Genomic DNA, 25,933 nt, shown 5'->3' with positions numbered 1-25,933 from the left:
AAATCTTTAAGTTATGAATAACAAAAAACATTGGGAAGATGTATTCACAACAAAAACGCCAAATGAAGTTAGCTGGACACAGGAATACCCAAAAACAGCAATCGATTATATAGAAAACTTACAACTATCAAAAACTGCCAATATCATTGATATTGGTGGTGGTGATAGTAATCTGGTTGATGCATTGCTTGACAAAGGCTATTTAAATATTTGGGTATTAGACATTTCAGAGACGGCATTAGAAAAAACAAAAAGCCGCCTAGGCGAAAGAGCCAATTTAGTACACTGGATTATTTCAGATATAACCGAATTTACCACAGATGTAAAATTTGATTTTTGGTATGACAGGGCCGTTTTTCATTTTTTAACTGATTACGAAAATATTGATAAATACATTTCCATTACAGAAAATATAATAAATCCTAATGGTCATTTTTTACTAGGCACTTTTTCAGAAAATGGACCATTCAAATGTAGCGGATTAAACATCAAACAATATTCTGAAAACAATATGAAAAATACTTTTCAGAATAATTTTGAAGCATTAAAATGTTTTACAGAAAATCATATTACACCGTTTAAAACAATACAAAATTTTCAATTTTGTGGATTCAGAAAAAAACAAATATGAAACATCAACATAAACCCGACGAAAACAATGAGCAAGTAGATTGTAAAACATCTACTAAGCCTCATTTAGAACAAGCACACTCAGGCTGTTGTTCACATGATGAACCAGAAACTCACAGCGACGACGACGGACACGATCATTCTGGTGGAGACCAAACCGTTTTGCAAATGTTTACTCCTCCCATAGTTAGTTTTGTTTTATTGATTATCGCTATCATTTTTGATAATTATTTACCACAAACCTGGTTTACTGGTTGGATACGAATAGTATGGTATGTAATTGCTTATCTACCCGTTGGCTTTCCTGTGCTTAAAGAAGCCTTAGGAAGTGCCCGAAAAGGATCTTTCTTTTCAGAATTCTTACTTATGAGTATTGCTACAATTGGAGCTTTTATCATTGGTGAATACCCAGAAGGAGTTGCAGTAATGCTATTTTATGCTATTGGAGAAACTTTCCAAACATTGGCAGTTACTAGAGCCAAAGCAAATATTAAAACATTACTAGACCAGCGTCCTGATGAAGTTACTATCTTAGAAAACAAACAAGCCAAAACCATCAAGGCTAAAAGTGTACAAATTGGAGCTATTATACAGCTTAAACCTGGTGAAAAGCTAGGTTTGGATGGAGAACTACTTTCTGACACAGCTTCATTTAATACAGCTGCTTTAACAGGTGAGAGCAAACCAGACACTAAAAGCAAAGGCGAAAGTGTTTTGGCAGGGATGATAAACCTCAACTCTGTTGCCGAAGTACGAGTTACAGCTCTATACACAGATAGTAAATTATCTAAGATTCTGGAAATGGTTCAGGATGCAACTGCAAAAAAAGCTCCTACTGAATTGTTCATTAGAAAATTTGCCAAAATCTATACTCCATTTGTAGTGTATTCGGCTATTGTAATTTGTCTGTTGCCCTACTTCTTTGTAGATGATTATATCTTTAGAGATTGGCTGTACAGAGCATTAGTATTCTTAGTTATTTCTTGTCCTTGTGCCTTAGTTATATCTATTCCGCTAGGCTATTTTGGAGGAATCGGAGCCGCTAGTAAAAACGGAATTCTATTTAAAGGTTCTAGTTTCTTAGATATTATGGCAGCTATAGAAGTTGTTGTAATGGATAAAACAGGAACATTGACTAAAGGGGTTTTTAATGTTCAAAAAGTAGTTGCAATAGGTATTTCAGAAGCCGATTTAGTAAAATATACAGCTGCACTCGAAACCAAATCAACACATCCTGTAGGGACTGCCATAATTGAATATGCCAAAGGTTCAGAGAAAAATAGTACGGTTAGTGATGTCGAAGAAATTGCTGGTCATGGCTTAAAAGGAAAAGTTGACGGAAACGAAATCTTAGCTGGTAATGTCAAACTACTGAAGAAATTCAATATTAGTTATGACAGCGAAATTGATAAAACGCCATTTACTATAATTGTAATTGCGGTTAATCAGAAATATGCAGGTTATTTTTTAATTGCCGACGAAATTAAAGAAGACGCCAAACAAGCAATTCAGAGCCTACATAAGATAAACGTAAAAACAGTAATGCTTTCAGGTGACAAAACCGCCGTAGTTAATGCTGTAGCAAACGAGCTAAATATTGATGAAGCTTACGGAGATTTATTACCAGAGAACAAAGTCGAAAAAGTTATTGCTTTAAAAGATAAAAACTTAAAAATAGCTTTTGTTGGTGATGGTGTAAATGACGCACCAGTTGTAGCTCTTGCTCATGCAGGAATTGCAATGGGTGGATTAGGAAGCGATGCGACAATTGAAACTGCCGACATTGTTATCCAAAACGATCAGCCTACAAAAATTTTTACTGCTATAAACATTGGTAAAAAAACAAAACAAATCGTTTGGCAGAATATCTCTCTAGCATTTGTTGTAAAGGCTATTGTACTTGTACTTGGTGCGGGAGGTCTAGCCACTATGTGGGAAGCTGTTTTTGCTGATGTTGGAGTTGCTCTACTTGCTATATTAAATGCAGTGCGAATTCAAAGAATGAAATTTTAAACATTTCACACTATTAAAAAAGGGCGTTTATACAAAATCGTATAAACGCCCTTTTTGTTTAAAGTTATAGTTATTTCCAAGATTAGATCTAACAGGTTTTCTATGTATTAAAAACCAAAAATATTTATTAAATTCATCTAAAAAGTAACTACATATAATTCACATAGATAGTATCTAAAGTTACTAAATTAGCATCATCTGACTTATTGTTTCAATAATTCAACCTAATTATAACAAATGAATATTATTTTGAAGAGAAAGTCTTTTAATTAAAATTTGAGTAAAACACATTACTTTATGAAACACGTATTACTATTTTTCCTTTCACTATTATCATTTTACAGCTTAGCTCAAGAAAAGGCAACTCCACAAATAAAAATATACTTGGAAGATGCAGAAACTGGTAAAAATATTGATGACGCAAAAGTGACTCTTGAAGGTTTTGAAATCCCAGCTATTACAAGTCAATACAACAAAAAAGAGAAATATTATTATTTTAACGAAATTCCAAACGGCTACAATACCGTTATGAGTTATCATAAAAAATATAATGAAAAAGGGTTTCAGAATATTCAAGTTTTACCTAAAGAATTAAAATTACAATTATATACTCCCTTTAGAATAAGAATTCCTAGTGATAACACCAATTTTTACAAAGAAGACGAGTATCATATCTACATTTTATTTAATGACACCATTTTAAATACATCAAAAACTTGTCCTGATTTTGCTTCGAAGTCATTGTGTTTTGCTAAAGAATATATAACAAAATTCCACAAAAATCTTATTGTTAAAGATGAATTGAGTTTTGGCACTTGGGGTTTAAATACAATAGCAGTACAGAAAAAAAAATTAAAAAAATTTAAGAGATTTAATGATCCTACAATTAAAAAAATAGTAGCTGACAAAAACATCCTTTCAACTTACGCTATCCTCATGCTAACAAAAAATGAAAAAAAAATATATTTTGATCAAGATGGAACACCTAAATATGTCCCAAAATATATTAAATATATTCATTGTGACACTCTAACAAATAATTATAAAAGCAATCTGACCTTAGCAATCGAAACAATCAAAGCTTCTGAAATATCCAAAGAAGGAAAGAGAAATAATTCTTCCTCAAATACATATAACGATTTTAAAGAAAAATTTAAAAATGGTCTGATAAAAAATAATGTTTATGAACGTAACAAGAAAGAAATTGATGTTTTATCCAATTCTGATCAAATAAAAATTAAAAATGGAGAATTATTAGATAATTTTAATAATGGTGATACAATAGTAGTAAGTTGCCAAAAATTTAAAACTATAACAAGTATTCCTACTAGTCCAAATTATCTAAAACAATATATAGCCGCTTCTGATATTTTGTCATACAATGAAATTATTAATCTTATTTATAAAAACGATAAATTTCGCTACCAAATCAATTATGATTTGAATGATACTATTGAATACAAAAAAGAAAATCTTCTTATTGATTTAAAAGAAACAACAAATAACGAAATACAAATTTATAAGCTAAATAATAATAATAATAATAATAATAATAATAATAATAATATAGCATCCCCATTAGGTACAATAGATTTAATAGAATATTACAATTCATTAGGGTTTAAAGCACATCAAAAAATAGAAAAAAATATTAAAAGATGATTACAATAAATAACTTTATTTTAGATCAACAATATTAATTATCCTAGAAATACAAACTTTAAACTCATTAGATCATATTGGCACATATAATTCACATAGATAGTATCTAAAGTTACTAAATTAGCATCATCTGACTTATTGTTTCAATAATTCAACCTGCTTATAACAAATGAATATTATTTTGAAGAGAAAGTCTTTTAATTAAAATTTGAGTAAAACACATTACTTTATGAAACACGTATTACTATTTTTCTTTTCACTATTATCATTTTACAGCTTAGCTCAAGAAAAGGCAACTCCACAAATAAAAATATACTTGGAAGATGCAGAAACTGGTAAAAATATTGATGATGCTAAAGTAACTCTTGAAGGCTTTGAGATTCCTGCAATTACAGCTAAATATGATCAAAAAAACAACTATTACTACTTTAATGAAATTCCAAGTGGTTATAATACTGTTATGAGTTATCATAAAAAATATAATGAAAAAGGATATCAAAATGTTGCGGGATTGCCGAAGGAGTTAAAGTTACGCCTTTATGATCCTCACTATGTTTCCTATAGCTTTGAGAAACCCAAATTAACAGAATTTAAAAAGGATTATTCTGAGCAGGATAATTATTTAAAAATACTACAAAACAAAATTTCAAAAGGTAATTCAATAGAAAATAAAAATTTTAGATATCTCTACAATGAAGATTTATTTCACGTAGCTATTATTACAAAGTATAGTTATAAAGACTTTTTTTCTAATGACACTATTAAAAGATTACTAAACAAATTATCCCTCGAATACACTAAATACAAATCTGGAACTGAAGAAAGATATACCTTAAATGCTTATCAATTTAATGACACTAGGCTTTCTAAATATCAATATTTAGAAAATGACATTCAACAAAGTGAAAACCAAAATTATCCTGGTCTTAATAACTATAATGTGTGTTTTTTCAATAAGATAGACAAAACCAAATTCAATAGATTTAATTGCAAAGAAATTCAAGAATTGAGAAAATTTAATTTTGTAGTTGCTACTTTATCAAACAGAGTTATTGAATATTATGCTAATTCAAAGTTTAATAAAAAATCATTTAAAGAACTATATGATCATAATATTAAAAATAATATTTATCAAAACAGTATTGATAATTATGATTTCGGTAAGCTTAAAATTCCTGAAAAAATATTCTTTAAAAGTTCTGAGAAAGAGTCAAAAATGTATTTCGGAGAAGAAAAATCTAGAAAATTAGAAGTACTAAATAGTGATTATTTCATAGAAACGATATTTTTTGTGATTCCAAAAAATCAAAACTCTAGTAAGGGTTTAGGTACATTAGATGATGATTCTGTAAATGAAACAAATTTCAAAAACAGATTCTATTTCTTTAATACTCTATCTGGCAACTATTTAAAAATCATAAAATAATATATAACAATATAAACAAATACGATTATGAAAGATTGGCATCACAATATTATTAAATTAAGTGAAGCATTAACATCTTTATCTAAAAATAACAACAAGGTCATTTTAATCTACATAAATAAATGGAAATAACATATACCAACCTATACGGAAAAACACTTACTGCACAACAAGTTGCATCAAGTGATATTTTTATTAAAATATTTAAAGAAAATAATAGACTTAGAAAGGAGGAGTTTTATGACAGGAATATGCTATTTAATACTTTAAATTATATTGAATTTGGATCCTCACATCAAGATTTATTAGCCTTAAATATGGGAACTATTTCGATTATTGAAATAGAAGACACTGATTCTAACTACATTAAATATCATAGTTTTAAATATCTTAATGGTATCATAAAAAGTAAAGGTTTAGCTGTACGTAAAACGAACGATGTTGGCATAATGAATCAAACTTTAGATTTACAAACTAATTTACCTATTTATAATAAAACATATAAATATTATGAAGATCAAACAAATGGTTATGAATTTAAATTTCATTATTATCATTCCGGTGAATTAACATCTATAATTGTTTCAAATGATGCTAGGAAGTTTTATGAACAATATAAAATTAGCGAATTAAATCTAATTCCTAATTTTGAATGGTGGGATCAGTATTCTTCTTACTACTTGAATGCTGAGCCAGTAATACCTAATGGGATTGTTATTGCATAGGTCATTTATTATATATCTATTTCGACACCCGATGCACAAAGCGTTCGCAATTGCTGTGTATTCCATGATAAAAACTGCATACGCGATATTTTAATATTAAAGAAAAATCATATGAACCAAAATATAATAAAGCAATAGATATGGAAATTTTTTTTTAAAATATTTAAAAGATAACCCTTCGGCATATCCTAACCGTGAAAGTTATAAAGGAAACAATTAAGCCAATTTCAATCCATATCCACAACAAAAAAATTATTTCTGCTTACTGAAGTATTCCTAGTTTCCTTTGTTGATACGAAATGCTGCATAACTTTGTGCTCAAAAAATGAGTCCTAAAAAAGCTATCAAAAGTCTAAGATAATTATCAAAAAACTAGAATTTAAGATATAATATAAAGAACTTGTCTTCACAAGTTCTCAGACTTTTATTGCCAAGTTTTAAATAATCAGTAATAAAAAACATCAACATTACTTGAATCAAACCCATCAAATCCAATTAAAAATACCTTTTTAATAATTAAATATTAATCATTACTTTTATAGTAACTCTGTTCTTAATCTACATTAAGTTACATTTTTCATAATGAGAGTAACTTTGTCAAACAATTAAAGCAAACCATTATGAAAACTAAAAATATAGAAATCGTAGTAGCTCCAAATCAACCCCATTTTGTTGGTGATGGATTTAGAGTACATAATTTTATTCCGAGTGTACCACAACTAAGCATGAAACGCACGAGTCCGTTTATTATGCTCGATTATAATTCAAAATTTTATTTTCCACCTACAAATACTCCAAAAGGAGTTGGCGTACACCCACATCGTGGTTTCGAAACTGTTACTATTGCCTACAAAGGAAAAGTAGCACATCATGATAGTAGTGGCGGTGGCGGTATAATTGGTGAAGGAGATGTACAATGGATGACAGCTGCCTCAGGGGTTTTACATAAAGAATACCACGAAGAAAACTTCAGTAAAACTGGAGGTGATTTTCAAATGGTACAACTCTGGGTAAATTTACCTGCAAAAGATAAAATGTCACAACCAAAATACCAAGGAATTACCAATGCTGAAATTAGCAAATATGAACTTCCTGAAAATGGTGGTCATATCGAAGTCATTGCAGGACAGTATCAAGATGTAAAAGGCACAGCATCGACCTTTACCCCTTTGCATTTGCTTAATGCAAGATTAGTTAAAGGCGGAAAAGCGGCTTTTAATTTCCCAGCTACTTACAATACGGCTTTATTGGTCATAGAAGGGAGTATTATCGTAAATGATAGTACAAACGTACCAACAAATCACTTAGTTTTATTTAAAAATGAAGGAGAAGATTTTAATATCGAAGCTGTAGAAGATAGTATTGTCTTGATTTTAAGTGGTGAGCCAATTAACGAACCAATTGCTACTCATGGTCCTTTTGTAATGAACACGCAGGAAGAATTAATTCAGGCAGTAAATGATTACAATAATGGTAAATTTGGAGTTCTAGAAGATTAATTTTAAAAATATAACATGTCAAACGTAAATCTAATTATTGAAGAACGCGCTGCCAATATTGGTAATTTTATGGTCGGCAGATTATTACCCTTTCGGGAAAAAAGAGCCGTTGGACCATTTGTATTTATCGATCATATGGGACCGGCACATTTAAGTGACCATGAAAATATGGATGTTCCGCCACATCCACACATCGGATTATCTACTCTAACTTTCTTATTTGAAGGAAGTATCATGCACAAAGACAGTTTAGGAACAGAAATGGAGATTAAGCCAGGGGCCGTAAACTGGATGACGGCTGGAAAAGGAATTGTACATTCAGAGAGAACACCTGAATATTTGCGTAAATCAGAAAAAATGCTCCATGGATTGCAAATTTGGGTGGCGCTACCAAAAGAATTGGAGCAAATGGAACCTAATTTTGTACATGTAGAAGCTAGCGACATTCCATCTTGGGAAAAAGATGGTGTATCTTATAAGCTAATCGCAGGAGAGGCTTTTGGACAAAAATCACCAGTTCCAGTATACAGCCCATTATATTTTATTGAAATTAAAAGTGCAACAGCTCAGAAAGTAAGTATTGGAAAAGACTTATTTGGCGAAAGTGGATTGTATATTCTTGAGGGAAGCATAAGAAGCGGCGAGCATACTTACGATCCAAAACAAATTCTGATTGCAAACGACAGTACATTATGCGAATTTGAAATAGCAGCTAATACAACTGTTTATATATTTGGAGGAACTCCATTTCCAGAAGAACATTTCATTTTTTGGAATTTTGTTTCATCTGACAAAGAGTTAATCGAAAAAGCAAAACAAGACTGGACGGCACAAACTTTTCCAAAAGTTCCTGGTGAAACAGAATTTGTCCCATTACCAGAACCTAAAATGAGATAACTTATGAATACAATAACAGCAAGTATTGACACAAGAAAATATCGAACGGAAATAAAATCTGCTAGTGGTAATATTATTATCGCTGATGAACCCCAAGAAGTTGGAGGAAAAAACTTGGGCTTCTCCCCTACAGAGTTATTGGCATCAGCATTAGCATCATGCACACTGATTACATTACGCATGTATATAGACCATAAACAATGGGATGTTACAGAAATTGACATTTCAGTAGATTTTGAGAAAGATAAAGAACAAAACGTTTCCTTATTGAGTCGCAAGATTGAAATAAAAGGCAATGTTGATGAGGCACAAAAACAAAGGCTTTTAAAAATTGCCAATGGATGCCCAATACACAAAACACTTACAAACACAATACAAATACAAACCACTTTAGACTAAACATCATGGAAATAAAACAAATAAACGAAGGTAGAAAAGGATATTACATCGCAGTAGAAGACGAAAAAGAAGCTGGAAGAATGACATATACTTGGGCTGGAGATACAAAGTTTATAATTGATCACACCGAAGTAAATCCTGATTTTAATGGTAAAGGTGTTGGGAAGAAACTAGTTATGGCAGCAGTGACTTATGCTCGTGAAAATAATCTAAAAATCATACCGCTTTGTCCATTTGCAAAAAGCGTTTTTGATAAAACAGAAGAAATAAGAGATGTGTTATTTCATTAATAAAGATGCTGAGACACTAAGCCGCTAAGTTTTCAAGGTAAAGACGCACTTCAGTGCATCTTTAGAAAGAGAGTATCTTCTATACTCTCTTTCTAAAACCAGCTCATTCTTACTTTTTTTTATCCTTATTTCCAAAAGTCCGTCAAAACAATTATATTTGCATGTAATTTAAACCTAGACTATGACAAGGATAATTACAATTTTCTGCTTTCTTATAGCGCAGATTAGCTTTTCTCAATCAACAGCAACTTATTTAGATAAAATTAGAAATAACGAAGCAGCCTTAACCGCTTTCTTTTCTCAAATGCCAAAAGGCGGTGATTTACACCATCATTTTTCCGGCTCTATCTATGCTGAGCCTCTACTAGAAAGAGCTATTGCAGAAGATTTCTTTTTGAACTTAGAAACTATGCACGTTTTAAAAACCAAACCTGAAAAAGGAAATTGGGAAACTTTCTCTTCAATTAAAAAAAGAGATAAACTAGAATATTACAAACAACAAATTATGCAAACTTGGTCTGCTAAAGACTATAATGGAATTTCAGTTCCTTCTGATGATTTGTTTTTTGACTCTTTCGAAAAATTTTCTCCAACCATCGATGGACATTTTGCTGAAGGTTTATTAGAGCTTAAAAACAGAGCAATTAAAGAAAATGTAAGTTATATCGAAACACAATTAAACACAATTCCTTGTGATATGAATGTGGATGATTTAGCCGATTTTAATACAAAACTAAGACAAGCTGCCGCTCAAAAAGATGAAAAAGCACTTTTCAAATCTCTAGATGCACTTTATAAGTCATTACAAAGTAAAAATGCAGTTAAATATGCTGACGATTTCAACACTAATTTTATAGCTAAACTACACAAAGACCTTAAAATGGATGATGCTAATTTTACAATGCGTTATCAAAACTTTGTGTTGCGTTTTATGGAGCCTGTAGATCTATTCAAAAATCTTATGATTGCCTTTATATCTGCTGATAAAAGCAAACTTGTAGCAGGTGTAAACATCGTTTCTCCAGAACATGGTGAAACTTCTATGAAAGATTATTGGTTGCATATGGTTATGTTTAAATACTGTCATTCACGTTTCCCAGATGTAAAATACACTCTTCATGCTGGTGAGCTTACATTAGGATTGGTTCAACCAGAAGAATTAACATGGCATATTACTGCAGCAATTCATACTGCAGGAGCTAATAGAATTGGTCATGGTGTGGATATTGCTTACGAAGAAAACTCATATGATTTGTTGCGTTATATGGCAAAAAACAATATTCCAATTGAGATTAACTTAGTAAGTAATGAATTTATTTTGAAGGTTAAAAATGCCCGTCATCCATTTACTCTATACAAAGAATTTAATGTTCCAATCGTTATAAGCACTGATGATGCAGGAATTTTAAGAACAAATATGACTGAGCAATATGTTTTATTAGCAAGCAGATATCAAGATGTTTCTTATGCAACTATCAAACAGTACGTTTACAACAGTATCAATTATAGCTTTATTCAGGAAGATGCCGTTAAAAAACAATTGCTAAAAGACCTTGATGCAAGATTTAAAACTTTTGAAGCTAAATTTTCAGATAAATAAAAGATGATTCTAGAAGCGGCTATTTTATTTGTAAAAGAAAATCAAGAACAGGATTTTGAACGTGATTTTTCCAAAGCAGGTCAATATATTTCATCTATCGATGGGTATCTGGGGCATACTTTACAAAAATGTATCGAACAGCCTAATAAATATCTTTTATTGGTAGATTGGAAAAATCTAGAAGACCACACAATTGGTTTTCGAGAATCCGCAGCATATCTAGAATGGAAAAAATTATTGCATCATTACTACGAACCATTTCCAGTCGTAGAGCACTTTAAAACTGTTTTTGAAAACAAAAAATAATATTCCAAAATGAATATAAAACTCATTGCGATTGGTAAAACCGATAATAAATCGCTACAAAGTCTAATTGACGATTATACCAAGCGCTTGTCTTTTTACATCAAATTTGATTTGGAAATTATTCCAGATATCAAAAACGTAAAAAACTTATCAGAGAGTCAGCAAAAAGAAAAAGAGGGCGAATTGATTTTAGCAAAATTAGCCCCAACCGATCAATTGATTTTATTAGATGAAAACGGTAAAAACTTCTCAAGCGTAGGCTTTTCAGAAGAATTACAGAAAAAGATGAACTCAGGAATAAAAACTTTAGTTTTTGTAATTGGTGGCCCTTATGGTTTTTCAGATACAGTTTACAGTAAAGCACAAGGAAAAATCTCGCTTTCATTAATGACATTTTCCCATCAAATGGTACGTTTATTTTTTATAGAACAATTATACCGTGGTTTTACGATTTTAAGAAATGAGCCTTACCATCATCAGTAAAAGAAGTATGCGTAGTATCAATGACAATAACTCGATATTAATACTGTAATAGCCCTAACAAATAAGAAGCCCTAATAGATTTTAAAATCCATTAGGGCTCTCTTTTTGACCACAAATCTTTGCAATAAACTCTTGATCCTCATATTAATAAATAATATCTTCATTATAATTTATAAACACCAACCAAGGCTCTTTAATTACTAGTTTATTAATGAGAATTTTACATCTAACATATTCTCCATAAGTCATATTCTTATCATACGAAAATGTAATTTGTGCTTTTGGGTTTATAATCAGGCTGTCCAAAAAAGGCACTAAATTTTCTTTAGGAAAATCATATGTCTTTTTTCCTTTGTATTCTATTCTACCATTTTTCTTGAAATACAATTGACTTACATCCTTACTTACTTCGCCTAGTTTATAATATACATCTGTAAAAGGTAAAAAAGCCATATTCTTACCAATTGTATCTGCGTAGGTATAATAATTTTGAGCCTCTTCATTTTTATGGGCAGAATCAGCTCGTTTTTTTTCTTGAAGTTTCATCACTTCAGGAATCACCGTTTTTAGAGGCAAGCGTTTATCGATATTAAAAAGCCAATTAGTCGAAATAATACTATTTTTACGATTTACTTCCGCCAAAGTATCCTTTCCTTCTGTTCTAAAAAAAATATAAATAGGTGAATGATCTTTTACGTCTTTTACAACAGACACATTAGCTTTTGGCAGTAAAACATCTTCTTTTTTTCCACAAGAAAAGAGAAGGAAAACGAAAATTAAACTTAAGTATTTCATGTTTTGAATTCTATTTTATTATTATTTAGCTTGAGATTAATCTATATTAAATTGCTATCTTATTATACAAAACAACACATTCCATTGCTTCTTTTACGTCATGAACACGCAAAATTTTAGCTCCTTTAGTCAAAGAAATAGTGTTTAATACTGTTGTCCCGTTTAAAGCCTCTTGCTGACTTGTATTTAATTCTTTATATATCATTGACTTTCTAGAAAACCCAGCTAAAACTGGTAATTCTAACACATTAAACAATTCCATTTTTTGCAAAACTTCATAATTTTGATCTAGTGTTTTAGAAAAACCAAAACCGGGATCAAGTATAACATCATTTATACCTAAATTTCTAGCTTGGGCTACTTTTTCAGAAAAATAAAACAGCATCTCTTTTACAATATCGTCATAATCGGTCAGACTTTGCATTGTTTGCGGCGTACCTCTCATATGCATCAAGATATACGGAACATTATATTGGGCTATGACTTCAAACATCTTATCATCTAGATTACCTCCAGAAATATCATTGATAATAGCAGCTCCATTTTCAATACATGCTTTGGCAACCTCACTTCTAAAAGTATCTATAGAGAGTAATACGTCTGGAAAATGTTCTAAAATTAATTGTACAACAGGAACAATTCGGTCTAATTCTTCTTGTTCCGAAACAAATTCAGCACTTGGTTTGCTCGAATAAGCTCCAAGATCGATGAATGTGGCTCCATCAGAAAGCATTTTTTCAACTTGAGTTAGTATAGCTTGGTCGCTATCGTATTTTCCACCATCAAAAAAAGAGTTTGGTGTTACATTCAAAATTCCCATTACCTTAGGAACTGACAAATCAATGAGTTGCCCTTTGCAGTTAATCAACATAGTTTCATGTTTTTTTAGTCAAAAGCTTCAAGTTCCGAAACGTTTTCTGACAGATATTAACCTATCATTAACAAAACTTGAATCTTGAAACAAAACTTTTAAAAATTTTATCCTTATTTTTGAAGAAATTTAGACAAATATACATCAATAATGAAGAATACTTCTCAAGAATACGATAATGTAATTGCGATTTGTCGTTCGCTTTTTATCAATAAAATGAAAGACTATGGTAGTGCGTGGCGCATATTAAGGTTGCCTTCATTAACCGACCAGATTTTTATAAAAGCACAACGAATTAGAAGTTTACAAGAAAATGAAATTCGTAAAGTTGATGAAGATGAAAAAGGAGAATTCATAGGAATCATCAATTACTCTATAATGGCATTAATTCAATTGGAATTAGGAGTTGTTGATCAGCCTGATTTAGATGTTGAAAAAGCAACTGAATTATATGATGCTAAAGTAAAACTTACTAAAGAATTAATGGAAGCCAAAAACCATGATTATGGCGAAGCTTGGCGCGATATGCGTGTGAGTTCATTAACTGATATAATCCTTCAAAAATTGCTTCGTGTTAAACAAATTGAAGATAATAAAGGACTGACTTTAGTATCTGAGGGTATTGATGCTAATTATCAAGATATGATTAATTATGCTGTTTTCGCCCTAATATTAAACCCTTTGGAAACGAAAAAATAATTCCTGTTTTTTAATTTCAAAAAACTTAAATTTAAAACCTACACATGAAAAATATAATTACACAATTTTCAAGATTATTTGTTGGAGTATTATTTATTATTTCTGGATTAATAAAATTAAATGACCCTGTTGGGTTTTCATATAAATTAGCAGAATATTTTAGCGAGCCTGTTTTTAACATTCCTTTTTTAGAGCCATTATCACTTGGTTTAGCATTGTTTTTAGTAATTCTAGAAGTGGTTTTAGGGGTAATGTTACTTATTGGCTACAAATCTAAAATTACAATTTGGAGTTTATTAATTCTTATCATACTTTTTACTTTCCTAACTTTTTATTCCGCATATTTTGATGTAGTAAAAGACTGTGGTTGTTTTGGTGATGCTTTGCATTTAACGCCTTGGGAATCATTCACAAAAGATATCGTTTTACTATTCTTCATTTTAATATTGTTCATCAATAAAGAATTAGTTAAACCTTTATTTAGCAATAGCGTTCAAAATATTATTACTTATGCAAGTATTATTTTGTGCATTTTTATGGGAGTTTGGGTATTAAATCATTTACCAATAAAAGATTTCCGTCCATATAAAGTTGGTACTAACATTGAGAAAGGGATGGAAATTCCTGAAGGAGCACCACTATCTGTAGTTGAAATGATTTTCATTTACAATGTTGATGGCGTAAACAAAGAATATACGGAGAAAGATTTAATGGCTATTCCAGAAGGAGCAACTTTTGTTGACCGAAAAGACAAAGTAATTACTGAAGGTTATGTACCACCTATTCATGATTTTACTATGGAAAAAGATGGTGAAGACTTCAAAGACCAATTTTTAAAGGAACCAAAACTTATGATTTTTGTTACTTATGATTTAACCCTTTCTGATCCATCTGGAATGGAGAAATTAGAAAAATTAAATCAAGAAGCTAAAGCAAAAGGATATAAAGTAATTGCTATGACAGCTTCAGGACAAGACGAAATCGCAGCTGCAAAAAAACAATACAAACTAAATGTTGATTTTTACTTTTGCGATGCAATAACTCTTAAAACAATCGAAAGAGCTAATCCGAGTATAGTGATTTTAAATGATGGAACTGTTACTCAAAAAGTACATTACAATGATATTAAAGATTTAAAATTGTAATATAGCTACACTTTAAAACAATATATAATTGCGTCAATGAGTCTGAATTAAGATTTATTGACGCATTTTTTTATGTACATTTGAAAGTATATTCTTAACACCAAACCATTTCTATGAGCAAAACACCAAATTCTACGTTTATCTTATTTTTTATGCTTTTAAGTATCTTTTCTTTTGGACAAGAAAAAACACAAGATTCAACGCAAGCCTATATCTTTTTTATACATAATAAATTTCTTGAGGAAAATGATTTGAATGCTAAGCATCCTGAATACGGAAGAGCTGAATACAACGAAATCATTAAATCATTTAAAGACGATAATTTTATTGTTTTCAGTGAACTAAGAAACAAGAATACTGATTTTGACAAATACACTAAAAAGATCGTAAAGCAAATTAATAGTTTAATTAAAAAAGGTGTTAAGCCAAATAAAATCACAGTAATCGGTACTTCAAAAGGTGGTTATATTGCACAATATGTTTCTACTTATTTGGCAAATCCTAATGTCAATTTTGTATTTATTGGATGTTTTACAGATGCCGACATACAAGAAATCCCTGATTTAAATTATTGTGGAAATATCTTAACCATTTATGAAAAATCAGATATTTATGGTGTTTCTGCAATAAAACGAAAAGAAACTTCAAAGCTAAAAATCAACCATTTTAAAGAAATTGAACTAAATACAAATCTAAAACATGGCTTTTTATTCAAAGCATTAGATGACTGGATTGTGCCTTGCAAAAAATGGGCAAATGGCAATTATCAATTAAAATAAATACAACATACCTCATAACTTTAAAATAATAAATAATTGCGCCAATGAGCCTTAATTAAGACTTGTTGGCGCTTTTTTTATGTATGTTTGGGATTATTATTCGAAAGACAACATGGACTTAGAAAAGATCAAAACATTAAGAAATAAAATAGCTATTCCTTTAGATACTGCTATTAAGCTTTTAAGAAAGCACAACAATGATATTCTTGCATGTGAGAAAGAATTCCATAATAACAACATCAAATACATTCGTACAATAACAGAATGTGAAGAAGAGATAGCAAAAGAAAATTATATTTTTTGTAACTATGATAAAGCTAAAGCAATTGAAAGAATTAATTCCAGACAAACAATAATTACTACTCGAAAAAATAAAACATCAAAAAATGAAATCGGTTTTATTATATGGCCAGAAAATGCAAATGGCGAAAACTATAAAACCGTTAGAAGAAATGATGCCTTCATCCCTACTGCTGATTTTGATACAATCATAGAAAAATTCAAATCTGTTTTTCCTTTGCAAAATCCTTGGAATAAAAATATTGAAGAAAGCTTTGATAATTGTGGACATAACTTTTTTGACAATAAAACTTGCTTAGAAATTGTAGAAAAAATTAGCAATATAGAAACTAATGATTCAATACTTAAACAGTTTTTAAAAGAAGTAATAGAATGGTTTAATGACAAATTAAAATATGCTGACTACATTGTGATTTATGGAAATTTATAAATTGGTAACAAATCCAAGTATCCTTTTTCAACAAATACCTAGAGCCGAATTTATTGCTTTTTTTATACCCAAGCTAGACGTTTTTTATCTTTTAAAATTCTTTTAAAAACCAAAATAGTATCTCTTTTCTAAATTTATTTTAATTTACATTTTTTAAATTAGTTCAAAAAACTAATTTTAGTACTCAACTATTACGTTTTCATTTTACTTTTTGTAGCCAAAATTGCTCAATTTATGACAAAATAAAGACGTCTTCAAATTTTGTTAATCTCTATTTCTGTTTCGATTTGTTTGTTTAACTTTGGTAAAAAATATACATCTATGAAACAAATAGTTCTATTGCTTATTGCTTTTGCTACGTTTTCTTGTACAAATGCACAAAAAACTGCTTTTTCTAAAGAAGCACTCTCAGAAAAATTATTAGCTACTGATAATAGTCAAGTTGCCTTCAAAGACATACTGAAAAAATACAAAGGAAAAACTTTGGTTATAGAAGTTTGGGCTTCTTGGTGTGGTGATTGTGTAAAAGCAATGCCAAAAGTAAAAGAATTGCAAGCGAACAATCCAGATGTATCTTACTTATTCCTTTCTGCTGATAAAACAGCTGATAAATGGAAAGCTGGAATCGAAAAACATGAAATAAAAGGAGATCATTTTATGATGAATGATGGTATGAAAGGTGTTTTTGGAAAAGCAATCGATTTAGATTGGATTCCTAGATATATCATTGTAGACAAAAAAGGTAAAATTGTTTTATACCGTGCAGTCGAAACTGATTTTGAAAAAATCAACCAAACATTACAAAGCTTAAAATAATAATACAAGATTTCAAAAAAATAAAAAATAAAACGAACCAAGATGAGAAAAAAAATTGTTGCAGGAAACTGGAAAATGCATAAAAACGCAGAACAAACTGAAGATTTATTAAATGAGTTAATTGCTAAATTACCAACTGTAAGTGAGGCTCAAGTAATTGTTGCTCCTACTTTTGTAAACTTAGCTTCTGCGGTTGCACATTTAGAGTTTACAACTATTGAAGTTGCTGCACAAAATGTACATCAAGCTGAAAGTGGCGCTTTTACAGGTGAGGTTTCTGCAGATATGCTAAAAAGTGTTGGTGTAGATTACGTAATTCTTGGACACTCTGAGCGTAGAGCTATTTTTAAAGAATCAGATGCTCTTATTGCAAATAAAGTAGATACTTCATTGAAACATGAATTAACAGTTATTTTCTGTTTTGGAGAAGAATTAAAAGACCGTCAAACTGGAAACCACTTTAATGTTGTTGAAAACCAATTAACAGATGGTTTATTCCAAATAGAAAAAGAATCTTGGGCAAATGTTATCCTTGCTTACGAACCTGTTTGGGCTATTGGAACTGGAGAAACTGCTTCACCAGAACAAGCACAAGAAATGCACGAATTTATTAGAGAAACTGTTCGTAAAGCTTTTGGAAAAGAGATTGCTGAAGAAGTTTCTATTTTATACGGAGGAAGTGTAAAACCAGAAAATGCAAAAGAAATTTTCTCTAAACCAGACGTAGACGGTGGTCTTATTGGTGGGGCTGCATTAAAAGCAGATGATTTTGTTGCTATTGTAACTGCAATCTAATATTTCCTTTAAACCTTATAAAATGGTTTGAGAGTGTAAAAACTTTCAAACCATTTTTTTTTATTTAATTATTTTACAATTCCCTGAATAACAATATCGAATGATAACCTTTAGCAAACGTTCAAGCCATTGATTTAATCATTCCTTATTTTTCTATTAATCTTATTATAACAGTTTTAAGTGATTTTTGTAGTCTACCATTAAACCAAAAACTATGAAAAAACACTACTCAAAAAGGTTATTTTACTTTTCTTTACTCCTAACCTCCACTTTCTCTTGGGGACAAACATTAATCAATTACTGGTCTTTTAATAATCCAACATCAGTAGCAACAATGACAACACCAAATGTTGCATTAGTCGCAGGCACTTCGATAACTGCCCTTGCAGGAGGAACCAGTTTTATAGAATTTAATGGCGGAACTGGACAAAACTTTGATATTTTAAATTTAAACACGCGTAATAGCGAAGTTTCAGGTACTCATTTACGTTTTAGCAATCCTATAGGCGGTGCTCTTGTATTTGCATTGCCAACTACGGGTTACAAAAATATAATTGTAAAATTTGCTACCCGCCGTTCCGCACAAGGAGCTGGAACTCAAAACTGGTTCTATACTCTTGACGGAAGTAGCTATACTTCATTTATACCTGTCACACCAAACAATGGAGATCCAGGATTGGCAACTTTAGATTTTACTGCAATCACAGGTGCAAATAACAATCCTAATTTTAAATTAAAAGTAGAGTTTGTTCAAGGCCCTGGAGGAATTGGAGGAAACAATCGCTTTGACAATTTCACTACAGAAGGTACAGCAACTGGCGGCGCAGATACAACCGCTCCAGTAGCAACCATTTTACCAGCAAATGCAAGTACAGCTATTAGCACTACTGTTACCCCTACAATCACTTTTAACGAAAGCATTCGCTTAATAAATGATAATACTATAAACAACACAAATGTTGCTTCTTTATTAGAATTACGCTTAAACAATGCAACTGGTGCTTTAATTCCTTTTAATGCAACAATAAATGATAAAATTATTACTGTTGCTCCAACACAAGCACTAGTGACTAACCAAAGCTATTATTTGGCATTATTACCAAACAAGGTTGAAGATTTAAGCAATAATGCAATTACTACTACTCTATCTTCTCTATTTACAACAGCAAGTCCAACTGTTTCATTTGCTTCAAACTTTATTACTATAAACGAAAATGCAGCAAACTTAAATTTTATAATCAATTTAGGAAGTCCAATAACAGGTTCTGTCGATTTGGTTGTAAAAGGAGCCCCTTTTAGCACCGCTGATGCAAATGATTTTACTTTAAGTACACAAACCTTGCATTTTACAAATTCTAGCGCTTTAACGCAGACTATTGCAATTCCTATTATCGATGACAACCTAGAAGAACAGCAAGCTGAATATTTTGTGTTGAGTTTAGAAAACCCTGTTGGTTTTACAATTACTGGAACTCCAACAGCAACAATTTACATAAAAGACAACGATCGCTTAGCTCCTGTTCCTAGTAAAGAAATTGAACTAAATTATATTGGTAGTTTTGACCCATCTGGGAGCAACAGTAGTACCTGCGAAATTGTAGTTCATGATAAAGATTCTCAACGTTTATTCACCACAAGCGCTGTTGCAGGATTCTTAGATGTAATAAACTTTAGTGACCCAACTGCTCCCAAAGTAATAAAATCTATAGATATGAATGTTTATGGTGGCGTAACAAGCGTAGCTGTAAAAAACGGACTTATAGCCGTTGCTTCTCCAAATACAGATGAATCTCTTAATGGCTCCGTAGTTTTTTTTAACACTGATGGTATTTTCCAAAAACAAGTAACTGTAGGTGCATTACCAGATATGGTAACTTTTTCACCAGATGGAAAAAAAGTAATGACTGCCAATGAAGGACAGCCAAATATTGATTACAGCGTTGACCCCGAAGGTTCTGTAAGCATAATTGATATTTCTGGTGGAATTGCTACTTTGAATCAATCGAATGTTACTACATTACTTTTTACAGCTTATAATGCTCAGGAAGCTACTTTAATTGCGTCTGGAATACGAAAATTGAAACTAACCAGTACTTTATCTCAAGATTTAGAACCTGAATATGTTACTATCGGTTCTGACTCCAAAAAAGCATGGGTAACTTTACAAGAAAACAATGCTATTGCCGAAATTGATTTGACCAACAATACCATAACCGATATTTGGGCATTAGGAACTAAAGATATTAGCATTCCAGGAAATGGTTTTGATGTGTCTGATAACAATGGTGAAGTATTAATTGCTAATTGGCCTATGAAAGCTTTTTATCTTCCAGATGGCGTTGCTAATTACACTATAGGTGGAACTACTTACTTGGTTACTGCAAATGAAGGTGATGAAAAAGAATACACTGGTTTTGTCGAAAGAACTACTGTGGGCGCAACTAATCTTGATCCAACTATTTTTCCTAATGCAGCCGTACTAAAACAGGCCTATAATTTGGGACGCTTTAGAACCACAAATCTAAATGGAAATCTAGATAGCGATGCAGATTTTGAAGCCATTAATTGCTTAGGAGCACGCTCTTTTTCTATTTTTAATACAACTACCAAGCAAATTGTTTTTGATAGTGGAGATGACTTCGAAATGTACACTGCAGCAAATTTACCATTGCTTTTTAATGCTGATCACGAAAGCAATACTTCAAAAACAAGAAGCCGAGCCAAAGGTCCAGAACCTGAAGGAGTAACAACTGCTAAAATAGGAAGTCAAACTTTTGCCTTTATATCATTAGAGCGCGTTGGTGGCGTCATGGCTTATAATGTTACCGACCCAAATAATGTAAAATTTGTAGATTATAAAAATAGCCGAAGCACATCGGCATACGTAGGAGATCATGGACCAGAAGGAATCACTTATATAGCTCCAGAAAATAGCCCTACAGGAAAAGGTTACATACTTGTTGCCAATGAAATAAGTGGCACAATAACCATTTTTGAAGTAGACGCTAAAAGCTTATCAGCTCCTGATTTTGTCACAGATAGTACTCCTACTTTTTCACTATTCCCTAACCCATCACAAAAAGGAATTGTTTATTTTAACAGAACTGCCGATATACAAGTATTTGATATAAATGGAAAAAATGTTTTAACTACCAAAAATGCACAAACCATCAATACATCTCAACTTACAACAGGAATTTATTTTGTAAAAACAGCTGAAGGAATTGTAAAAAAGATGATTGTAAAATAGTAGAGATGTACTGCTGTACACTTCTACTCAATAAAATTTGAGTATATTTGAGATTACAATTAAATGAATTTCAAAACAATACAAGAAAATCAATTAATTTAGTTGTACAATTATTATTAATCCCATAAAATTCTAAAAGATGAAATTTACTAGAAAAGCACATGCCAACTGGAAAGGCACTGGAATGGAAGGAAAAGGAACTATAAGTACTCAAAGTACCACACTAGATAATGCCCAACTATCATTTAAGACCCGTTTTGAAAATGGCGTGGGTACCAATCCCGAAGAGTTAATTGCTGCAGCCCATTCTGGCTGTTTTACAATGCAATTAAGCTTCTTACTATCAGAAGCAGGATATACTCCAGAAGATTTACATACAGAAGCTACAGTGACATTTGAAGATGGTACTATAACCCAGATTAATCTGGATCTAAAAGGAAAGGTTCCAAATATCTCTGAAGAGGAATTTTCTAAAGCAGCCTTAAAAGCCAAAGAAATTTGTCCAATATCTAAGTTATTGAAAACAAATATTACTTTAACCATAAACTTACTTAGTTAAAAAAATATTCTTCTGATAGGATTAGTTTACAGATAATGTAAATAAATATAAAAAAGAAAGTCTCACAGCAATGTGGGACTTTTTATATTAAAAAATTATTATATTTATAACAACCAAAAAGGGGAAATACCTAAACCAACTCCATTATACTACCTAATCATTAACTATTGCAATTATGGAAACCTATAAAAAAGACAAAAAAGTAAGAAGTAAAAAACTAAGTACAAGAGTCGATTTAACTGCCATGGTGAGCGTCTCTTTTTTATTAATTGCATTCTTTATGATTACTAACGAATTAGGTAAACCAAAAACAATATCATTAGCTTTACCAGATAAAGATCCAGATAATATCTGGTTAGGAGGCTGTGGAATAATGGATGGAAGCCGAATTATAACGATATTACTTGATGATCATGATAGAATCATTTCTTATCATGGACTTCTAGAACGGCCTATAGATTCACCTAAAGAAATGAAGTACGGGAAAGATGGGATTCGTAAGGAATTATACAGTAAAAATAAATCAATTAAAGAATATTCTGCTCAAATCGGAAAGCCAAAAAACGGTGTAATTGTAATTATTAAACCAAGTAAAAAATCCAACTATAAAAACCTAGTTGATATTCTCGATGAAATGGCAATTGCAAAAATTGACACTTATACAATTATAAATAATTTTACACCTGAGGAATCCAAATTATTGGCTGCTAGATAAAAGAACATTCGCATTTTCCAGTTTGCAGTCGCAGTGTAAAACTTGAAATAAAAAAAAGTCCCACATTACTGTGGGACTTTCTATTTATAGGAAACTAAGAATTATTTTTTCTCAGTTTTTTCCATTTTAGCTTTTAATGCAGCTAATACATCATTGTTATCACCTAAAGTTGCAGCTGGTGCGTTTGTAGATGCAGATGAAGTATTTTCAGTTGCAGTTTTCACATTTTTCTCTTCTTCTTCACGGAAGATAGCAGTGTGAGAAGCAACAACTCTTTTGAATTCTTTGTTAAATTCGATTACTTTGAAATCAGCTGATTCTCCTTTTTTCAATTTCTTTCCGTCTTCTTTTTCAAGGTGACGAGTAGGAATGAAAGCAACGATATCATCTCCGAATTCTACAGTAGCTCCTTTGTCAACGATTTCAGAAATTTCACCATTGTGGATAGTTCCTACAGCGAAAGAATCTTCGTATTGATCCCAAGGATTAGCAGTAGTTTGTTTGTGACCTAAAGATAATTTACGTCCTTCAACATCTAATTCTAATACAACTACATCAAGTTTCTCACCAACATTTACAAATTCAGATGGGTGTTTGATTTTCTTAGTCCAAGATAAGTCAGAGATGTAGATTAATCCATCAATTCCTTCTTCTAATTCTACGAAAATACCAAAGTTTGTAAAGTTTCTAACGATACCTGTATGTTTAGAACCTACTGGGTATTTAGAAGTGATATCAGTCCATGGATCTTGAGTCAATTGTTTGATACCTAATGACATTTTACGGTCATCTCTGTCAAGAGTTAAGATAACAGCTTCAACTACATCACCAACTTTTACGAAATCTTGAGCAGAACGTAAATGAGTTGACCATGACATTTCTGAAACGTGGATTAAACCTTCAACACCTTCAGCAACTTCGATAAATGCACCGTAATCAGCGATTACAACTACTTTACCTTTTACTTTATCACCAATAGTTAAATTAGCATCTAAAGCATCCCATGGGTGAGCGTTTAATTGTTTCAATCCTAATTGAATTCTTGTTTTCTCATCATCGAAATCAAGGATTACAACGTTTAATTTTTGGTCTAATTCAAGAACTTCACTTGGGTGGTTGATTCTACTCCAAGAAAGGTCAGTAATGTGAATTAATCCATCAACACCACCTAAGTCAATAAACACACCATAAGAAGTAATGTTTTTAACAACACCTTCTAATACTTGTCCTTTTTGTAATTGACCGATGATTTCTTTTTTCTGTACTTCGATATCAGCTTCGATAAGCGCTTTATGAGATACAACAACGTTTTTGAATTCGTGGTTAATTTTTACCACTTTGAATTCCATCATTTTGTTTACATATACATCGTAGTCTCTAATTGGCTTAACGTCAATTTGAGAACCCGGTAAGAAAGCTTCGATTCCGAAAACGTCAACGATCATACCACCTTTAGTTCTGCATTTTACAAAACCATTAACGATTTCACCTGTTTCGTTTGCAGCGATAACTCTATCCCATGATTTGATAGTACGTGCTTTTCTATGAGACAATACTAATTGACCTGTTTTATCCTCACGGATGTCAATTAATACTTCAACTTTGTCACCTACTTTTAAGTTTGGGTTGTAACGGAATTCGTTTAAAGAAATAACACCTTCCGATTTTGCGTTGATATCAACGATAACGTCTCTATCTGTAATTCTAACAACTACACCTTCTACTACTTCTTCTTGATCAGTAGCGATGAAAGTTTTTGATACTAAGTCTTCGAATTCTTGTAAGTTTTTCTCATCTACTGCATCAATACCTTCTTCGAAATTGTGCCAGTTAAAATTTGCTAAAAACTCTTCTTGTGATTTTACTTGTTCAGACATGCTGATAAAAATTTGTATTCTGTTTCTCTCGAGTTTCTTAAAGCGATAGAAAAAACAGAAGTTGTTTTACATAAATAGTTGATACCTAATAGAAACTCTTCTCCACCAAAAGGTTTGCAAAATTAATACATTTATTTGTACTGACAAAATAAATCCAGATGATTATCGGTCAATTATTAAGAAGCAGAAAATTTAAAGGTTTAAAACACCTAAACTCCCGCTTTCGCCTTTATCTTTTCCTATCTAAAAAGCTAGAAAAAGGATATCGGCTTTATCGGGGCTAGATTAGAGATTTAGTAGTTTTAAGAACTTTTGCCAAAGCTCATATAATACTATAAGCAAATACCTAATAGGTTTTTAAAACGGGTTGGGTCTCAAATTTTTATTTACTTTTACTTTATGGCTATGACTCTCGAAGAAATAAAATTAAAGGTTAACACTTTCCACAAAAACGGACAAGTTATCAATGCCGTTTACTGGCTTTTAAAAAAGTATAATCTAAAGAATCTTAACCTCAAAGGATTTGAGTTTAGAGAAAAAGCAGAACCTAGTTTTATACTAATGACTACCGAAGGCGACTTTGGGAAACCCCAAATTATCAGGATTCCAGAAAACACTTTCGAATTCCCACTAGAATTAATGCTCATTCTTATTGCTCATGAAATGGTTCATGTTAAACAAAAAACTACAAAACCCTACGTTTTAGATAAAAACGAACGAGAATGGCAAGCGTATTACGAAATGAATTTCAATATATTATTTCCACAAGTTCCCCAAATCTCCAATTTCCATAAAAAGTTCTTCGCTAACAAAGGCTTAGAATACTACAATCGAATGGAAGAAGGTTCAGATATGCAACAAAAATATGCTGAACAAAAAAGACAAACTGAAGATCTAATTGCTTCACTGGAATAAATTAAACAATCCTTTTAAAAACAAAAAACCGACAGATTTTAGATCCTGTCGGTTTTT

The 25,933-nt window shown here is 31.2% G+C and carries 25 protein-coding genes; 22 read left to right on the top strand and 3 right to left on the bottom strand.

The window, feature by feature from the left end; genetic code table 11:
• The first annotated feature begins 13 nt into the window (after positions 1-13).
• From LNQ49_RS21260 to rlmH, 12 genes are all read left to right on the top strand, one after another.
• Positions 14-631: a class I SAM-dependent methyltransferase gene (locus tag LNQ49_RS21260; protein WP_229990950.1), complete on the top strand. Its 618-nt coding sequence runs from the start codon at positions 14-16 to the stop codon at positions 629-631.
• Entirely contained in the window at positions 628-2,643 is a 2,016-nt protein-coding gene (locus LNQ49_RS21255) for a heavy metal translocating P-type ATPase (protein ID WP_229990949.1), read from the top strand. Before LNQ49_RS21260 ends, LNQ49_RS21255 begins: the two co-directional genes overlap by 4 nt.
• 297 nt (positions 2,644-2,940) lie before the next feature.
• Positions 2,941-4,305, top strand: coding sequence for a hypothetical protein (locus LNQ49_RS21250; RefSeq protein WP_229990948.1), 1,365 nt, complete (start codon positions 2,941-2,943; stop codon positions 4,303-4,305).
• 229 nt (positions 4,306-4,534) lie between these two features.
• Positions 4,535-5,731, top strand: a complete 1,197-nt coding sequence (locus LNQ49_RS21245; protein WP_229990947.1) for a hypothetical protein — start codon at positions 4,535-4,537, stop codon at positions 5,729-5,731.
• 122 nt (positions 5,732-5,853) lie between these two features.
• On the top strand, positions 5,854-6,456 hold the full coding sequence (locus LNQ49_RS21240) for a hypothetical protein (protein WP_229990946.1): 603 nt from the start codon (positions 5,854-5,856) through the stop codon (positions 6,454-6,456).
• Positions 6,457-7,076: 620 nt separating this feature from the next.
• Entirely contained in the window at positions 7,077-7,955 is an 879-nt protein-coding gene (locus tag LNQ49_RS21235) for a pirin family protein (protein ID WP_229990945.1), read from the top strand.
• Between the two features lie 15 nt (positions 7,956-7,970).
• Positions 7,971-8,852 (top strand): pirin family protein, encoded by an 882-nt coding sequence (locus LNQ49_RS21230; RefSeq protein ID WP_229990944.1) that lies wholly within the window; start codon positions 7,971-7,973, stop codon positions 8,850-8,852.
• A gap of 3 nt (positions 8,853-8,855) precedes the next feature.
• Positions 8,856-9,251 (top strand): OsmC family protein, encoded by a 396-nt coding sequence (locus LNQ49_RS21225; protein ID WP_229990943.1) that lies wholly within the window; start codon positions 8,856-8,858, stop codon positions 9,249-9,251.
• Positions 9,252-9,256: 5 nt separating this feature from the next.
• The gene (locus LNQ49_RS21220; protein WP_229990942.1) at positions 9,257-9,541 is read left to right on the top strand and encodes a GNAT family N-acetyltransferase; all 285 of its coding nucleotides are present in this window, start codon (positions 9,257-9,259) and stop codon (positions 9,539-9,541) included.
• Positions 9,542-9,722: 181 nt separating this feature from the next.
• Entirely contained in the window at positions 9,723-11,141 is a 1,419-nt protein-coding gene (locus LNQ49_RS21215) for an amidohydrolase family protein (RefSeq protein WP_229990941.1), read from the top strand.
• Positions 11,142-11,144: 3 nt separating this feature from the next.
• Positions 11,145-11,447, top strand: coding sequence for an antibiotic biosynthesis monooxygenase family protein (locus LNQ49_RS21210; protein WP_229990940.1), 303 nt, complete (start codon positions 11,145-11,147; stop codon positions 11,445-11,447).
• A gap of 9 nt (positions 11,448-11,456) precedes the next feature.
• Positions 11,457-11,930 carry a 23S rRNA (pseudouridine(1915)-N(3))-methyltransferase RlmH gene (gene rlmH, locus LNQ49_RS21205; protein ID WP_229990939.1) on the top strand — a complete coding sequence of 158 codons (474 nt, stop codon included), beginning with the start codon at positions 11,457-11,459 and terminating at the stop codon, positions 11,928-11,930.
• Positions 11,931-12,074: 144 nt separating this feature from the next.
• On the opposite strand, the gene LNQ49_RS21200 is transcribed toward rlmH, so the two are convergent.
• Together LNQ49_RS21200 and folP are read right to left on the bottom strand one after the other, a co-directional pair.
• A complete protein-coding gene (locus LNQ49_RS21200; RefSeq protein WP_229990938.1) occupies positions 12,075-12,725 on the bottom strand; it encodes a hypothetical protein in 651 nt (216 codons plus the stop codon).
• A gap of 46 nt (positions 12,726-12,771) precedes the next feature.
• Positions 12,772-13,596, bottom strand: coding sequence for a dihydropteroate synthase (folP, locus tag LNQ49_RS21195; RefSeq protein ID WP_229990937.1), 825 nt, complete (start codon positions 13,594-13,596; stop codon positions 12,772-12,774).
• Positions 13,597-13,746: 150 nt separating this feature from the next.
• Here folP and LNQ49_RS21190 point away from each other — a divergent pair, with 150 nt between their 5' ends.
• The 9 genes from LNQ49_RS21190 to LNQ49_RS21150 all read left to right on the top strand — a co-directional run bounded on the left by LNQ49_RS21190 (position 13,747) and on the right by LNQ49_RS21150 (position 23,084).
• Complete coding sequence (locus tag LNQ49_RS21190) at positions 13,747-14,295, top strand: DUF1599 domain-containing protein (RefSeq protein WP_229990936.1); 549 nt, start codon at positions 13,747-13,749, stop codon at positions 14,293-14,295.
• A gap of 44 nt (positions 14,296-14,339) precedes the next feature.
• Complete coding sequence (locus LNQ49_RS21185) at positions 14,340-15,440, top strand: BT_3928 family protein (RefSeq protein ID WP_229990935.1); 1,101 nt, start codon at positions 14,340-14,342, stop codon at positions 15,438-15,440.
• A 113-nt stretch (positions 15,441-15,553) separates the two neighbouring features.
• Positions 15,554-16,219 (top strand): alpha/beta hydrolase, encoded by a 666-nt coding sequence (locus LNQ49_RS21180; protein ID WP_229990934.1) that lies wholly within the window; start codon positions 15,554-15,556, stop codon positions 16,217-16,219.
• A gap of 112 nt (positions 16,220-16,331) precedes the next feature.
• On the top strand, positions 16,332-16,949 hold the full coding sequence (locus LNQ49_RS21175) for a hypothetical protein (RefSeq protein ID WP_229990933.1): 618 nt from the start codon (positions 16,332-16,334) through the stop codon (positions 16,947-16,949).
• A gap of 321 nt (positions 16,950-17,270) precedes the next feature.
• Positions 17,271-17,765, top strand: coding sequence for a TlpA family protein disulfide reductase (locus LNQ49_RS21170; RefSeq protein WP_229990932.1), 495 nt, complete (start codon positions 17,271-17,273; stop codon positions 17,763-17,765).
• A 42-nt stretch (positions 17,766-17,807) separates the two neighbouring features.
• Complete coding sequence (gene tpiA, locus LNQ49_RS21165) at positions 17,808-18,560, top strand: triose-phosphate isomerase (RefSeq protein ID WP_229990931.1); 753 nt, start codon at positions 17,808-17,810, stop codon at positions 18,558-18,560.
• A 214-nt stretch (positions 18,561-18,774) separates the two neighbouring features.
• The gene (locus LNQ49_RS21160; protein ID WP_229990930.1) at positions 18,775-21,810 is read left to right on the top strand and encodes a choice-of-anchor I family protein; all 3,036 of its coding nucleotides are present in this window, start codon (positions 18,775-18,777) and stop codon (positions 21,808-21,810) included.
• A 139-nt stretch (positions 21,811-21,949) separates the two neighbouring features.
• Positions 21,950-22,369: an OsmC family protein gene (locus tag LNQ49_RS21155; RefSeq protein WP_229990929.1), complete on the top strand. Its 420-nt coding sequence runs from the start codon at positions 21,950-21,952 to the stop codon at positions 22,367-22,369.
• A 175-nt stretch (positions 22,370-22,544) separates the two neighbouring features.
• Positions 22,545-23,084, top strand: a complete 540-nt coding sequence (locus LNQ49_RS21150; RefSeq protein ID WP_229990928.1) for an ExbD/TolR family protein — start codon at positions 22,545-22,547, stop codon at positions 23,082-23,084.
• Positions 23,085-23,185: 101 nt separating this feature from the next.
• Here the strand turns inward: LNQ49_RS21150 and rpsA are convergent, their stop codons facing one another.
• Positions 23,186-24,961, bottom strand: coding sequence for a 30S ribosomal protein S1 (gene rpsA / locus LNQ49_RS21145; protein WP_229990927.1), 1,776 nt, complete (start codon positions 24,959-24,961; stop codon positions 23,186-23,188).
• 399 nt (positions 24,962-25,360) lie between these two features.
• Between rpsA and LNQ49_RS21140 the strand changes: the two genes are divergently transcribed.
• Positions 25,361-25,876 carry a hypothetical protein gene (locus LNQ49_RS21140; protein WP_346432477.1) on the top strand — a complete coding sequence of 172 codons (516 nt, stop codon included), beginning with the start codon at positions 25,361-25,363 and terminating at the stop codon, positions 25,874-25,876.
• Positions 25,877-25,933 lie beyond the last annotated feature (57 nt).

The sequence above is a fragment of the Flavobacterium pisciphilum genome (assembly GCF_020905345.1).
In the GTDB taxonomy this organism is placed as follows: domain Bacteria; phylum Bacteroidota; class Bacteroidia; order Flavobacteriales; family Flavobacteriaceae; genus Flavobacterium; species Flavobacterium pisciphilum.
The sequence above is the reverse complement of the archived record's forward strand: the minus strand, read 5'-3'. Positions and strand labels throughout refer to the sequence as shown.